Source organism: Dactylosporangium maewongense (assembly GCF_039531485.1).
Classification (GTDB): Bacteria; Actinomycetota; Actinomycetes; order Mycobacteriales; family Micromonosporaceae; genus Dactylosporangium; species Dactylosporangium maewongense.
On sequence record NZ_BAAAQD010000003.1, the window covers coordinates 461,842 to 476,781 of the forward strand.

10 protein-coding genes are annotated in these 14,940 nt (G+C 67.3%); all 10 read right to left on the reverse strand.

All coding sequences use genetic code 11. The features are described 5' to 3' along the window. Positions 1–198 precede the first annotated feature (198 nt). Positions 199–1,392 (reverse strand): elongation factor Tu, encoded by a 1,194-nt coding sequence (tuf, locus tag ABD332_RS11805; protein ID WP_344501837.1) that lies wholly within the window; start codon positions 1,390–1,392, stop codon positions 199–201. A 130-nt stretch (positions 1,393–1,522) separates the two neighbouring features. After that, entirely contained in the window at positions 1,523–3,622 is a 2,100-nt protein-coding gene (fusA, locus tag ABD332_RS11810; protein ID WP_344501838.1) for an elongation factor G, read from the reverse strand. 47 nt (positions 3,623–3,669) lie between these two features. Continuing rightward, positions 3,670–4,140, reverse strand: coding sequence for a 30S ribosomal protein S7 (gene rpsG, locus ABD332_RS11815; protein ID WP_033357670.1), 471 nt, complete (start codon positions 4,138–4,140; stop codon positions 3,670–3,672). A 1-nt stretch (position 4,141) separates the two neighbouring features. Beyond that, a complete protein-coding gene (rpsL, locus tag ABD332_RS11820; RefSeq protein ID WP_033357671.1) occupies positions 4,142–4,516 on the reverse strand; it encodes a 30S ribosomal protein S12 in 375 nt (124 codons plus the stop codon). 387 nt (positions 4,517–4,903) lie between these two features. Continuing rightward, entirely contained in the window at positions 4,904–5,383 is a 480-nt protein-coding gene (locus ABD332_RS11825) for a hypothetical protein (protein ID WP_344501839.1), read from the reverse strand. A 1-nt stretch (position 5,384) separates the two neighbouring features. Further along, the gene (locus ABD332_RS11830) at positions 5,385–5,720 is read right to left on the reverse strand and encodes a hypothetical protein (RefSeq protein ID WP_344501840.1); all 336 of its coding nucleotides are present in this window, start codon (positions 5,718–5,720) and stop codon (positions 5,385–5,387) included. Positions 5,721–5,796: 76 nt separating this feature from the next. Then, complete coding sequence (locus ABD332_RS11835) at positions 5,797–9,684, reverse strand: DNA-directed RNA polymerase subunit beta' (RefSeq protein WP_344501841.1); 3,888 nt, start codon at positions 9,682–9,684, stop codon at positions 5,797–5,799. 83 nt (positions 9,685–9,767) lie between these two features. Next, entirely contained in the window at positions 9,768–13,193 is a 3,426-nt protein-coding gene (gene rpoB, locus ABD332_RS11840; RefSeq protein ID WP_344501842.1) for a DNA-directed RNA polymerase subunit beta, read from the reverse strand. Positions 13,194–13,707: 514 nt separating this feature from the next. Then, a complete protein-coding gene (rplL, locus tag ABD332_RS11845) occupies positions 13,708–14,091 on the reverse strand; it encodes a 50S ribosomal protein L7/L12 (protein WP_344501843.1) in 384 nt (127 codons plus the stop codon). Between the two features lie 42 nt (positions 14,092–14,133). Next, on the reverse strand, positions 14,134–14,697 hold the full coding sequence (rplJ, locus tag ABD332_RS11850; RefSeq protein ID WP_344501844.1) for a 50S ribosomal protein L10: 564 nt from the start codon (positions 14,695–14,697) through the stop codon (positions 14,134–14,136). Between the last annotated feature and the right edge of the window lie 243 nt (positions 14,698–14,940).

The window sequence follows — 14,940 nt, forward strand, 5'->3', positions numbered from 1 at the left end:
CAGGACCGCTGGTGGCTCAGGAGACCTACCCCAGGGCGTGCCACGCCCGGTTCGCGGAGGTGAGCGCCAGCCGCTTGGACTGACGCCGCGCGGAAGCGGTCGAGACTTTTCATTGAGCAGTCTCGACCGCCCCGCGACGCAACCCGACCATTATGCCGCATGACTTGCGACAAAGTGAAATCGGGGTGCTTCAGGTCCTTACTTGAGGATCTTCGTCACACGGCCGGCGCCGACGGTGCGGCCACCCTCGCGGATCGCGAAGCGGAGGTTCTCCTCCATGGCGATCGGCTGGATGAGCTGCACGGTCATGCCGGTGTTGTCGCCGGGCATGACCATCTCGGTGCCCTCGGGCAGCGTGACGACGCCGGTGACGTCCGTGGTGCGGAAGTAGAACTGCGGACGGTAGTTCTGGAAGAACGGGGTGTGCCGGCCACCCTCCTCCTTGGAGAGGATGTAGACGGTCGCCTCGAACTCGGTGTGCGGGGTGTTGCTACCCGGCTTCACCACGACCATGCCGCGCTCGACGTCCTCGCGCTTGATACCACGCAGGAGCAGGCCGACGTTCTCACCGGCGCGCGCCTCGTCGAGGATCTTGCGGAACATCTCGATGGCGGTGCAGGTGGTCTTCATCGACTTGGCCTTGATGCCGACGATCTCGACTTCCTCGTTCGGCTTGAGGATGCCACGCTCGACACGACCGGTGACGACGGTGCCACGACCGGTGATCGTGAAGACGTCCTCGACGGGCATGAGGAACGGCTTCTCGGTCTCACGCTCGGGCTGCGGGATCGCGCTGTCCACGGCGCCCATGAGCTCCATGAGGGCGTCCGACCACTTCGGGTCGCCCTCGAGGGCCTTCAGGGCCGAGACGCGCACGACCGGCGCGTCGTCGCCGGGGAACTCCTGGCTCGACAGGAGCTCACGGACCTCGAGCTCGACGAGCTCCAGGAGCTCCTCGTCCTCGACCATGTCGCTCTTGTTCAGCGCCACCACGATGTAGGGGACGCCGACCTGGCGGGCCAGCAGCACGTGCTCGCGGGTCTGCGGCATCGGGCCGTCGGTCGCCGCGACCACCAGGATCGCGCCGTCCATCTGCGCGGCACCGGTGATCATGTTCTTGATGTAGTCGGCGTGGCCCGGGCAGTCAACGTGGGCGTAGTGCCGGGCTTCGGTCTGGTACTCGACGTGCGCGATCGAGATCGTGATGCCGCGGGCCTTCTCCTCCGGCGCCTTGTCGATCTCGTCGAACGGGGTGTAGGGGTTCACGTCCGGCATGCGGTCGTGGAGCACCTTGGTAATGGCCGCCGTCAGCGTCGTCTTCCCGTGGTCGATGTGACCGATGGTGCCGATGTTGACGTGCGGCTTAGTCCGCTCGAACTTCGCCTTCGCCACTGGTGTCCTCCTGTGGACTTCTGGTTCGCGGTGCGTCGACGCCTGAAGCGTCGACGCACCCTGTCGACTTGGGTCTGGCGGCTGAAGCCTTCAGGCCCGCTGATGCAGCCTCGCGGCCGCGGACCGGGAACTACTCCCCGGTCGCCTTCGCGATGATCTCCTTGGCGACGTTCGCGGGAACCTCGGCGTAGGAGTCGAACTGCATCGAGTAGCTCGCCCGGCCCTGGGTCTTCGACCGCAGGTCGCCGACGTAGCCGAACATCTCCGACAACGGCACCGTGGCGCGGACGACACGGGCACCGCCGCGCTCCTCCATCGCCTGGATGGTGCCACGCCGGGAGTTGAGGTCGCCGATCACGTCACCCATGTTCTCTTCCGGGGTGGTGACCTCGACGGCCATCAACGGCTCGAGGAGAGCGGGGGTAGCCTTGCGGGCCGCCTCCTTCATCACCATCGAACCAGCGATCTTGAACGCCATTTCCGACGAGTCGACCTCGTGGTACTGCCCGTCGAGCAGCGTCAGCTTCACGCCCACCATCGGGTAGCCCGCGAGCACGCCGTACTGCATCGCGTCCTGGGCGCCGGCGTCGACCGAAGGGATGAACTCCTTCGGGATGCGACCGCCCGAGACCGCGTTGACGAACTCGTACGTCGGGCCGTCCGCCGTCACCTCGAGCGGCTCGAGCTTGACGATGACCTTCGCGTACTGACCCGAGCCACCGGTCTGCTTCTTGTGCACATAGTCGATCTTGTCGACGATGCCCTTGATGGTCTCGCGGTAGGCCACCTGCGGCTTGCCGATGTTGGCCTCGACGCTGAACTCGCGGCGCATCCGGTCGACCAGGATGTCCAGGTGCAGCTCGCCCATGCCGGCGATGATGGTCTGCCCGGTCTCCTCGTCGTTCTTGACGCGGAAGGTCGGGTCCTCCTCGGCCAGCCGCTGGATGGCGGTGCCCAGCTTCTCCTGGTCGGCCTTGCTCTTCGGCTCGATGGCGACCTGGATGACCGGCTCCGGGAAGGTCATCGACTCGAGGATGACCGGGTGGGCCGGGTCGCAGAGGGTGTCACCCGTGGTGGTCTGCTTGAGACCCTGCACGGCGATGATGTCACCCGCCTGAGCGCTTGGGCGCTCCTCACGCTTGTTCGCGTGCATCTGGTAGATCTTGCCGATCCGCTCCTTGCGGTCCTTGGTGGAGTTGACCACCTGGGAGCCGGACTCGAGCGTGCCGGAGTAGATGCGCACGTAGGTGAGCTTGCCGAGGTGCTTGTCCGTCTGGATCTTGAAGGCCAGGCCGGAGAACGGCTCGCTGTTGGACGGCTTGCGCAGCAGCGGCGTCTCGCCGTCGGTCGCCACGCCCTCGACGGCCGGGATGTCCAGCGGCGACGGCAGGAACTCCACGACGGCGTCGAGCATGGGCTGGACGCCCTTGTTCTTGAACGCCGAACCGCAGACGACCGGGTTGAGCTTGCCGGCGATGGTCGCCCGGCGGATCGCGGCCTTGAGCTCCTTGACGTCGAACGTCTCACCGTCCAGGTAGCGGACCATGATGTCGTCGTCGGTCTCGGACAGCGTCTCCAGGAGCTTGTCCCGGTACTCGTTGGCCTGGTCGACGAGATCCGCGGGGATCTCCTCGATGGCGTAGTCGTCACCCTTCTGGGTCTCGCCGCGCCACGTCAGCGCGCGCATCTCCAGCAGGTCGACGACGCCGATGTGGTCGCCTTCCAGACCGATCGGGATCTGCAGCACCAGCGGGGTCGCGTTGAGCCGGTCGACCATCATCTGCACGCAGCGGAAGAAGTCGGCACCGGTGCGGTCCAGCTTGTTGACGAAGCACATACGCGGGACGTTGTACTTGTCGGCCTGCCGCCAGACGTTCTCGGTCTGCGGCTCCACGCCGGCGACGCCGTCGTAGACCGCCACGGCACCGTCCAGGACCCGCAGCGACCGCTCGACCTCGACCGTGAAGTCGACGTGGCCGGGCGTGTCGATGATCTGGATGACGTGGCCCTTCCACTCGCACTTCGTGGCGGCGGAGGTGATGGTGATGCCCCGCTCCTGCTCCTGCTCCATCCAGTCCATGACGGCTGCGCCCTCGTGGACCTCACCGATCTTGTACGTGATGCCGGTGTAGAAGAGGATGCGCTCGGTCGTCGTCGTCTTACCGGCGTCGATGTGCGCCATGATGCCGATATTGCGGACCTTGGCGAGGGCAGCGTCTACGGCAGCCACTTCGAATCCCTACTTCGCTCTCGTCGGATTGCTTGGTAAAGCGTCGCTTACCAGCGGTAGTGCGCGAAGGCCTTGTTGGACTCCGCCATCTTGTGGGTGTCCTCGCGGCGCTTCACCGAAGCACCGAGCCCGTTGCTGGCGTCGAGCAGCTCGTTCATGAGCCGCTCCACCATGGTCTTCTCACGACGGGCGCGCGAGTAGGTGACCAGCCAGCGCAGGCCCAACGTCGTCGCCCGGGGAGGGCGCACCTCGACCGGCACCTGGTAGGTCGCGCCACCGACGCGGCGGCTGCGGACCTCGAGGGTCGGCTTGACGTTGTCCATCGCGCGCTTCAGCGTGACGACGGGGTCCGTGCCCGACTTCTCCCGGCAACCCTCGAGAGCGCTGTAGACAACGCGCTCGGCGAGCTGACGCTTGCCCTCGACCAGGATCTTATTGATCAGCTGGGTGACGAGCAGGGAGTTGTAGACCGGGTCCGCCACCAGGGGCCGGCGCGGCGCGGGGCCTTTACGCGGCATGTCAGCTCTTCTCCTTCTTCGCGCCGTACCGGCTGCGAGCCTGCTTGCGGTTGCGGACACCCTGGGTGTCCAGCGAACCACGAATGATCTTGTACCGGACGCCGGGGAGGTCCTTCACACGGCCACCACGGACCAGCACGATCGAGTGCTCCTGAAGGTTGTGACCGACACCGGGGATGTAGGCCGTCACCTCGATACCGTTGCTCAGTCGCACGCGGGCCACCTTGCGCAGGGCCGAGTTCGGCTTCTTCGGCGTGGTGGTGTACACACGCGTGCAGACGCCACGCCGCTGCGGGCTGCCCTTGAGCGCCGGCGTCTTGGTCTTGCTCAGCTTCGCCTGGCGGCCCTTGCGGACCAGCTGCTGGATCGTAGGCACTGGGCCTGTCTCCCTTCGGCCTCGCGGCCGCACGTCTTCTTCTTCGCTGTCTCCACGGCGTGACCGGCACCCGCGGTCGGGCGTGTCGCCCGCCGCGCGAACCCGGTCCAAGAAGTGCCAACCGGGTTTCGCGGTTTGCGTCCACCCTCAACCCGCGGAGGCGGGCCGTTGTGGACGCACGCACGAGTTGCCCGGCAAAGCCGGGCACGAGGGGAAAGAGTACCCACCGTGAGGACGCTGGTCAAAATCGACGGCTCGGCCCCATGACGGAACACTCTTCACACCAAGAGTACCTGGTGTCTGATCCGTCCGTCCCGGGGGTCGCGTTCTCGGCGTCAGGGCCGGTCAGCGGCGCTCTCGCGGGCGCTCACGGGCTCTCATGGGCTCTCATGGGCTCGTAGAGGTGGCCGCGGCCACAAAGGCCAGCAACAGGGACAGCACGCCGACGCCCGCGCCGGTGGAGCCCAGCACCACCCCGGTGATCGCCATCCCGCGGCCGCTGACCAGCCGGCCCGCCTGGCGGACCTGGCGCATGCCGAAGACGCCGAGGCCGATCGCGCCGAGGCCGAGAAACACGGCCAGCACGGTGAACGCGCCGCCGGCGAGCGGGCCCCACCCCTCGGGCGCGCCGAGCAGGCCGAGGCAGCCCACGAACAGGCCGACGAAGACCGATGCGATGCCGGCGACGAGGCTGCCGATGGCGGGGCCGCTCGGGGTCGCCTGAACGAGGGGGTAGGCCACCCCGAAGGGGGTCCCCTGGACGACGTCGATCCGCATGCCCTGCTGCGCGACGGGCTGGGCCGGCTGCTGGTGCTGGTAGGGCTGCTGGGGCTGGTGGGGCGGCTGGTGCTGGTAGGGGTAGGTCACGTCAGTTCACCAGCGGGTCGAAGTCCGTGCCGCGGCCCCGGGCATAGGCCAGCAGGCCCAGGATCGCCAGGACGACCAGCGTGGCGATCGACAGCACGATGCCGGTCCAGGCGAGCCGCACGCCGTTGCGGAGCCTCCTGGCGCCCAGCAGGAAGCCCTCCGCGGCCACCAGCTCGCGGTGCGACTGCCGGGCCATCATCAGCGCCAGGGTCGCCGGGATCGCCCCGCCGAGGAACGGCCCGGTCACCACCGACAGCAGGCCCAGCCCGAACACGGCCGAGGCCTTGGTGGCGCGGACCGGGTCGGGGTCGAGCGGATGGCGCGTCGAGGACGTCACCACCCGAGCCTATCCGGTCCACGGGAAGAGGGCGGGGCCCCGTGGGGTCCCCGCCCTCTTCGTCGTCCGGTGGTGCTTAGCGGAAGGAGCCCAGGTCGAAGTCGTCCAGGGGGACCGCCTGCCCGCTGGCCGGGCCGAAGCCGTAGTCGGCCTCCGGGTAGCCGGTCATCGAGTAGACCTTCGCCTTCGCCTCCTCGGTCGGCTCGACCCGGATGCTGCGGTACTTGCTGATGCCCGTACCGGCCGGGATGAGCTTGCCGATGATGACGTTCTCCTTCAGACCGATCAGCGAGTCGCTGCGCGCGTGGATCGCCGCGTCGGTCAGCACCCGGGTCGTCTCCTGGAACGAGGCCGCGGACAGCCACGACTCCGTCGCGAGGGACGCCTTGGTGATACCCATGAGCACGGGACGGCCGGCCGCCGGCTCGCCGCCTTCGGCGACGACGCGACGGTTCTCCGCCTCGAAGAGCGCACGGTCGACCAGCACACCGGGCAGGAACTCGGTGGAGCCGGAGTCGATGACCGTGACCCGCTTGAGCATCTGCCGGATGATGATCTCGATGTGCTTGTCGTGGATGAGCACGCCCTGCGAGCGGTACACCTCCTGGACCTCGGACGTCAGGTGGACCTGGACCGCCCGGGGACCCATGATGCGCAGCAGCTCGTGCGGGTCGATCGTGCCCTCGGTGAGCTTCTCGCCGACCTCGACGTGCTCGCCGTCCTGGTAGCGCAGCTTGACGCGCCGGCTGAGCTTGTCGTGGACGATCTCCTCGCTGCCGTCGTCCGGCACGATGATGATCTTCCGCATCCGCTCGCCGTCCTCGATGCGCACGCGACCGGGGGTGTCGGCGATGGGCGCCTTACCCTTCGGCACGCGGGCCTCGAAGATCTCCTGCACACGGGGCAGACCCTGGGTGATGTCCTCACCCGCGACACCACCGGTGTGGAAGGTACGCATCGTCAGCTGCGTGCCCGGCTCACCGATCGACTGGGCGGCGATGATGCCGACCGCCTCGCCGACGTCGACGGTCTTGCCCGTGGGCAGCGACCGGCCGTAGCAGGCGCCGCAGACGCCGAGCTTCGACTCGCAGGTGAGCACGCTACGGACGCGGACGGTCTCGGTCCCGGCGGCGACCAGCAGGTCGACCGTGATCGAGTTGATGTCCGTGCCACGCTCGGCGACGAGCTTGCCGTCCTTGTCACGGACGTCGTCGGCGAGGGTACGGGCGTGCACGCCCGTCTCCGCGTGCTGGTGGATGCGCATGACGCCGTCGTGCAGCTCGCCGACCGTCATCGGGATGGCGCGGTCGGTGCCGCAGTCCTCCTCGCGGATGATGACGTCCTGCGACACGTCGACCAGACGACGGGTCAGGTAACCCGAGTCGGCGGTCCGCAGCGCGGTGTCGGCCAGACCCTTACGGGCACCGTGCGTGGAGATGAAGTACTCCAGCACGGACAGACCCTCCCGGTAGCTGGCCTTGATCGGCCGCGGGATGATCTCACCCTTCGGGTTGGCCACCAGGCCACGGATCGCGGCGATCTGGCGGAGCTGGAGCAGGTTACCGCGGGCGCCCGAGTTGATCATCTTCCACAGCGGGTTCTCCTGCGGCAGCGCGCTTTCCATCTCCTTGGCGACCTCACCGGTCGCCTTGGTCCAGATCTCGATGAGCTCGCCGCGGCGCTCCTCGGCCGTCATGAGACCGCGCTGGTACTGCTTGTCGATCCGCTCGGCCTCCTTCTCGTAGCGCTCGAGGATCTCGCGCTTGCGAGGCGGCTGGATGACGTCTTCCATGCCGATGGTGACGCCGGACCAGGTTGCCCAGTGGAAGCCGGCAAGTTTGAGCGCGTCCAGGGTCGCCGCGAGGGAGACCTTCGGGAAGCGCTCGGCGAGGTCGTTGACGATCGCCGACAGCTGACCCTTGCGGATCTCGTAGTTGACGAAGCGGTACCCCACCGGGAGCGTCTCGTTGAAGAGCACCCGGCCGAGGGTCGTCTCGACCGTGACCGTGTCGCCGGACTGCCAGCCCTCGGGGGCCTCCCACGGCTGGCCGGAGGCGCCGTTGTCGACCCCGATGATGCCCCGGAGCCGGATCTTCACCGGTGCCTGCAGGTGCAGCTCGCCGTTGTCGAACGCCATCCGCGCCTCGGCGTCGGAGCTGAAGGTGCGCCCCTCGCCCGTCAGGCCCTTCTGGATGTGCGTCAGGTGGTACAGGCCGATGACCATGTCCTGGGTGGGCATGGTGACCGGCTTGCCGTCGGCCGGCTTGAGGATGTTGTTGCTGGACAGCATGAGGATGCGGGCCTCGGCCTGCGCCTCCGCGGACAGCGGCACGTGCACGGCCATCTGGTCGCCGTCGAAGTCGGCGTTGAAGGCGGTGCAGACGAGCGGGTGGATCTGGATGGCCTTGCCCTCGACCAGCTGCGGCTCGAAGGCCTGGATGCCCAGGCGGTGCAGGGTCGGCGCGCGGTTGAGCAGCACCGGGTGCTCCGCGATGACCTCCTCCAGCACGTCCCACACGACCGGACGCTGACGCTCGACCATGCGCTTGGCCGACTTGATGTTCTGCGCGTGGTTGAGGTCCACCAGGCGCTTCATCACGAACGGCTTGAACAGCTCCAGCGCCATCTGCTTCGGCAGGCCGCACTGGTGCAGCTTGAGCTGCGGGCCGACGACGATGACCGAACGGCCGGAGTAGTCGACGCGCTTGCCCAGCAGGTTCTGACGGAAGCGACCCTGCTTGCCCTTGAGCATGTCGGACAGCGACTTCAGCGGCCGGTTGCCCGGGCCGGTGACGGGACGACCGCGGCGGCCGTTGTCGAACAGCGCGTCGACGGCCTCCTGCAGCATCCGCTTCTCGTTGTTGACGATGATCTCCGGGGCACCCAGGTCGATCAGGCGCTTGAGCCGGTTGTTGCGGTTGATCACGCGCCGGTACAGGTCGTTGAGGTCGCTGGTGGCGAACCGGCCACCGTCGAGCTGCACCATCGGACGCAGGTCCGGCGGGATGACCGGGACGCAGTCCAGGACCATGCCCAGCGGCGAGTTGGCGGTGTTGAGGAACGCCGCGACGACCTTGAGGCGCTTGAGGGCCCGGATCTTGCGCTGGCCCTTGCCGCTGCGGATGGTCTCGCGCAGCGACTCGGCCTCGTCGTCGAGGTCCAGGTTCTCCAGCAGCGCCTTGATCGCCTCGGCACCCATGGCGCCGGTGAAGTACTCACCGAACCGGTCGCGCAGCTCGCGGTAGAGCAGCTCGTCGGTGATGAGGTTCTTGCGGTCCAGCTTGCGGAACGTGTCCATGACCTCGTCGAGACGGTCGATCTCACGCTGCGCGCGGTCCCGCATCTGGCGCATCTCGCGCTCGCCGGACTCCTTGACCTTGCGGCGCACGTCGGCCTTCGCGCCCTCGGCCTCGAGCTCGGCCAGGTCCTGCTCCAGCTTGGCGGCGCGCTTCTCGATCTCCGAGTCGCGGGCGTTCTCCGCCTGGCGCTTCTCCGCCGAGACCTCGTTCTCGAGGGTGGCGAGGTCGCGGTGGCGGGCCTCCTTGTCGACGCTCGTGATCACGTACGACGCGAAGTAGATGATCTTCTCGAGGTCCTTCGGCGCCAGGTCGAGCAGGTAGCCGAGCCGGCTGGGCACGCCCTTGAAGTACCAGATGTGCGTGACCGGGGCGGCGAGCTCGATGTGGCCCATGCGCTCGCGGCGGACCTTGGCACGGGTCACCTCGACGCCGCAGCGCTCACAGATGATGCCCTTGAACCGGACCCGCTTGTACTTGCCGCAGTAGCACTCCCAGTCCCGGGTCGGACCGAAGATCTTCTCGCAGAAGAGCCCGTCCTTTTCCGGCTTCAGGGTGCGGTAGTTGATCGTCTCGGGCTTCTTGACCTCGCCATGCGACCACTGGCGGATGTCGTCGGCAGTGGCCAGACCGATGCGCAGTTCGTCGAAGTAGTTGACGTCGAGCACTTCGTCTATGTCCTCACGATTCAGTTGCTCGGGTAATTGCTAGGTCGTGGAGCGGGCGCCTTCGCGGGGCGCCCGCCCACGGATCAAACTTCCTCGACGCTGCTCGGCTCACGCCGGGAGAGGTCGATGCCGAGTTCCTCGGCGGCGCGGAACACCTCGTCGTCCGTCTCGCGCATCTCGAGGGCCACGCCGTCGCTGGAGAGCACCTCGACGTTCAGGCACAGCGACTGCAGCTCCTTGAGGAGCACCTTGAAGGACTCCGGGATGCCCGGCTCCGGGATGTTCTCGCCCTTGACGATCGCCTCGTAGACCTTGACGCGTCCGAGGACGTCGTCGGACTTGATCGTCAGCAGCTCCTGCAGCGCGTAGGCGGCGCCGTAGGCCTGCATCGCCCAGCACTCCATCTCACCGAAGCGCTGACCACCGAACTGCGCCTTACCACCCAGCGGCTGCTGCGTGATCATCGAGTACGGGCCGGTGGAACGGGCGTGGATCTTGTCGTCCACCAGGTGGTTGAGCTTGAGGATGTAGATGTAGCCCACCGCGATCGGGTCCGGCAGCGGCTCACCGGAGCGGCCGTCGAACAGCCGCGCCTTGCCGCTGGCACCGATGAGCTGGTTGCCGTCCCGGTTGGGCAGCGTGCTGCTCATCAGGCCGGCGATCTCTTCCTCCTTGGCGCCGTCGAAGACCGGGGTCGCGACGTTGGTGTCCGGCTCGGACTCCCCCGCGTTGATGGCCTTCAGCGCCCGCTTCCACTCGGTGTCGTCACCGTCGATCTTCCAGCCTGTCTTGGCCACCCACCCCAGGTGGGTCTCCAGGACCTGGCCGATGTTCATCCGGCTCGGCACGCCGAGCGGGTTGAGCACGATGTCGACCGGGGTGCCGTCCTCGAGGAACGGCATGTCCTCGACCGGGAGGATCTTCGAGATGACGCCCTTGTTGCCGTGGCGGCCGGCGAGCTTGTCGCCGTCCTGGATCTTCCGCTTCTGAGCCACGTAGACGCGCACCAGCTCGTTGACGCCCGGGGACAGCTCGTCGCCGTCCTCCCGGCTGAACGTGCGCACGCCGATGACCGTGCCGGTCTCGCCGTGCGGCACCTTGAGGCTGGTGTCGCGCACCTCGCGGGCCTTCTCGCCGAAGATCGCGCGGAGCAGGCGCTCCTCCGGGGTCAGCTCGGTCTCACCCTTGGGGGTGACCTTGCCGACCAGGATGTCGCCGGTCACGACCTCGGCGCCGATCCGGATGATCCCCCGCTCGTCGAGGTCGGCGAGCATCTCCTCGCTGACGTTCGGGATGTCGCGGGTGATCTCCTCCGGCCCCAGCTTGGTGTCGCGCGCGTCGACCTCGTGCTCCTCGATGTGGATCGAGGTGAGGACGTCGTTCTGCACCAGCTTCTGGGACAGGATGATGGCGTCTTCGTAGTTGTGACCCTCCCAGGGCATGAACGCCACGAGCAGGTTGCGCCCGAGCGCCATCTCGCCCTCGTCGGTGCACGGACCGTCGGCGATGACCTGCCCCGCCTCGACCCGGTCGCCCTCGAAGATCACCGGCTTCTGGTTGACGCAGGAGCCGGAGTTGGAGCGGCGGAACTTGTGCAGCAGGTAGGTCCGGCGGTGGCCGTCGTCCTGGTGGATCGTGACGTAGTCGGCGCACATGTCCTCGACCACGCCGGCGACCTCGGCCACGACCACGTCACCGGCGTCGACGGCGGCACGGTACTCCATGCCGGTGCCGACGAGCGGGGCCTCGGCCTTGACCAGCGGCACCGCCTGGCGCTGCATGTTGGCGCCCATGAGTGCACGGTTGGCGTCGTCGTGCTCGAGGAACGGGATCATCGCGGTGGCGACCGAGGTCATCTGCCGCGGCGACACGTCCATGTAGTCGACCTGGTCGGCGGGGACGTTGTCGACCTCACCGCCCTTCCGGCGGACGAGGATGCGGTCCTCGGCGAAGTTGCCGTCGCTCTTGAGCGGAGCGTTGGCCTGCGCCTTGACGAACCGGTCCTCCTCGTCGGCGGTCAGGTAGTCGATCTGGTCGGTGACCCGGCCGTCGACGACCTTCCGGTACGGCGTCTCGACGAAGCCGAACGGGTTGACCCGCGCGAACGTCGAGAGCGCGCCGATGAGACCGATGTTGGGACCTTCAGGGGTCTCGATCGGGCACATGCGGCCGTAGTGCGACGGGTGCACGTCGCGGACCTCGAAGCCGGCCCGCTCACGCGACAGACCGCCCGGGCCGAGCGCGCTGAGGCGCCGGCGGTGGGTCAGGCCCGCGAGGGGGTTGGTCTGGTCCATGAACTGCGACAGCTGCGACGTGCCGAAGAACTCCTTGATCGCCGCCACGACGGGACGGATGTTGATCAGGGTCTGCGGCGTGATCGCCTCGACGTCCTGCGTCGTCATGCGCTCGCGGACGACGCGCTCCATCCGGGACAGGCCGACGCGGACCTGGTTCTGGATGAGCTCGCCGACCGTGCGCAGGCGCCGGTTGCCGAAGTGGTCGATGTCGTCGGCCTCGTAGCCCTCTTCGCCCGTGTGCAGGCGGCAGAGGTACTCGACCGTGGCGACGACGTCCTCTTCCGTCAGCACACCCTGGTTGATCGGGAGGTCCAACTCGAGCTTCTTGTTGAACTTGTATCGACCGACCTTGGCGACGTCGTATCGCTTCGGGTTGAAGAAGAGGTTGTCGAGGAGGGTCTGCGCGTTCTCACGCGTCGGCGGCTCGCCGGGGCGGAGCTTGCGGTAGATGTCTAGCAGGGCCTCGTCCTGGCCGGCGATGTGGTCCTTCTCGAGCGTCGTCATCATGAGCTCGGACCAGCCGAACTTCTCACGGATGCGCTCGGCGGACCAACCGATGGCCTTGAGCAGGACGGAGACGGCCTGCCGGCGCTTGCGGTCGATGCGGACACCGACGGTGTCGCGCTTGTCGATGTCGAACTCCAGCCAGGCACCCCGGCTCGGGATGACCTTGACGCTGGTGAGGTCGCGGTCGGAGGTCTTGTCCGGCTGCTTGTCGAAGTACACGCCCGGCGACCGGACGAGCTGGCTCACCACGACGCGCTCGGTGCCGTTGATGATGAAGGTGCCCTTGGGCGTCATCATCGGGAAGTCACCCATGAACACCGTCTGGCTCTTGATCTCGCCAGTGGTGTGGTTGGTGAACTCCGCCGTCACGAACAGCGGCGCGCAGTAGGTGAGGTCCTTCTCCTTGCACTCCTCCATGGGAGCCTTGACCTCGTCGAAGCGGGGCGCGGAGAACGACAGGGACATCGTGCCGGAGAAGTCCTCAATGGGACTGATTTCATCGAGGATCTCCGCCAGCCCGGAACGGGCGTGCGGATCACCGGCCGAGCGGCTCTGCCACTTCTCGTTGCCAACCAACCAGTCGAACGAGTCGGTTTGGATGGCAAGGAGGTTGGGAACCTCAAGGTGTTCGGTGATCCTGCCGAAGGAGACCCGGCGGGGAGCGTATGCGCTCGAACTGGTCTTCGCAGGGCGGGAAGCTGCCAAGATGCGTCCTTCCGAGGACCGGTGGTGCAGACAGGCCGTTTTGCGTGCAGCCTGACGACCCCCGATGCAAAGTGCCCACGAAGAGGCACTCCACGCCAGAGGTGAAGTCAGAAGACAGCGCAAACTAGCAGTGTAGCCGAAAGGCTAACCGCTGTCGAGCGGCCCCGTGCACGATGTTTCAACGATCTTTTTTGAAGATCGCTGTTCCACCGGCCGAGCCGCTCGCGTCGGTCGAGGCCTGGGGCTCATCGGTCGATGTGCGCTGAACCGGACCCAAGAAGGATCGGGGCACATCTGTCGGGCCACCGGCCGCCGCGTCCGCGGAAGGCAGTGCCTGATTAGCGTGCCTGCCACCAGGTCATCGCGTCAAGGGTTCCCACGCGCGTCGGGCCACCGTGACGGAAATCTCGCACTCCGATCACAAGGTGTTGTGGTGGCCACCCCTAGATCTTGGGTCCTTACACACAAAGGGGCGGCCGCCGGTTTCCCGGCGGCCGCCCCACTGTGGTGCAAGTTACTTGAGGGTAACCTTGGCGCCCTCGGCCTCGAGCTTGGCCTTGGCCTTGTCCGCGGTCTCCTTGTTGGCCTTCTCGAGGACGGCCTTCGGCGCGGCCTCGACGAGGTCCTTCGCCTCCTTCAGGCCCAGGCCGGTCAGCTCGCGCACGACCTTGATGACCTGGATCTTCTTGCCGCCGTCGCCCTCGAGGACGACGTCGAACTCCGACTGCTCTTCCTTCTCCTCGACCGGAGCGGCAGCGGCGCCGCCGCCACCCATCATGACCGGCGCGGCAGCGGTGACGTCGAACGTGGTCTCGAACTCCTTCACGAACTCGGAGAGCTCGATCAGGGTCATCTCCTTGAACGCGTCGAGGAGTTCGGCGGTGCTCAGCTTCGCCATGTTGGCGTTCCTTTCGAAAAAAGTGATGTGGAGCGCGCGGGCCTATTCGGCCGCGTCGCTGCCGGCTTCCTGCGCGCTGCCGGAGTCCTGCTTGTCGGCGAGAGCCTGGATGGTGCGGGCGGCCTTGGACAGCGGCGCCTGGAACAGCGACGCGGCCTTGGACAGGCTGCCCTTCATCGCGCCGGCCAGCTTGGCCAGCAGCACCTCACGGGACTCCAGGTCGGCCAGGCGACGGACCTCGTCCGCGCTGATGGCCTTGCCCTCGAAAACGCCGCCCTTGATGACGAGCAGCGGGTGGGCCTTCGCGAACTCACGAAGGCTCTTCGCCGCCTCGACCGGGTCGCCGGAGACGAAAGCGAGCGCGGTAGGACCGGAGAACAAATCGTCGAGCCCGCTGATGCCCGCGTCCGTCGCGGCACGCTTCGCGAGCGTGTTCTTCGCGACGGCGTACGTGGTCTCGCGGCCCAGGCTGCGGCGCAGGGTCTTGAGCTGCGCCACGGTCAGGCCGCGGTACTCGGTCAGCACGGTGGCCGTCGAGCCCCGGAAGCTCTCGGTGAGCTCCGCGACCGCGGTGGCCTTGTCGTCTCGAACCGGCTTGTCCGCCATGTCCCTCCTCTCTCTTGCTACGGTGCTGGCCACGCTCTCGGGCGCACTCGCGGCAACGAAAAACGCCCCGGGCGCAGGGGCGCACGGGGCGGAGCGACATGTGTCGGCAACGCTTGTCCGGCCCTGCGCGGGTCGCCTGCGTTGACACAGGGCCTTCGATGTCCACTCACGCGGACATGACCAGCGGTCTTCGGGTTTCGCTGGAAACTGTACTTGACTCGCCGTGCGCAACCAAATCGCGGC

Bases quoted from the DNA above. Each gene is read 5' to 3' on its own strand.
- rplJ (WP_344501844.1), bottom strand. From the start codon at position 14,697: ATGGCGGACAAGCCGGTTCGAGACGACAAGGCCACCGCGGTCGCGGAG.
- rplL (WP_344501843.1), bottom strand. From the start codon at position 14,091: ATGGCGAAGCTGAGCACCGCCGAACTCCTCGACGCGTTCAAGGAGATG.
- rpsG (WP_033357670.1), bottom strand. From the start codon at position 4,140: ATGCCGCGTAAAGGCCCCGCGCCGCGCCGGCCCCTGGTGGCGGACCCG.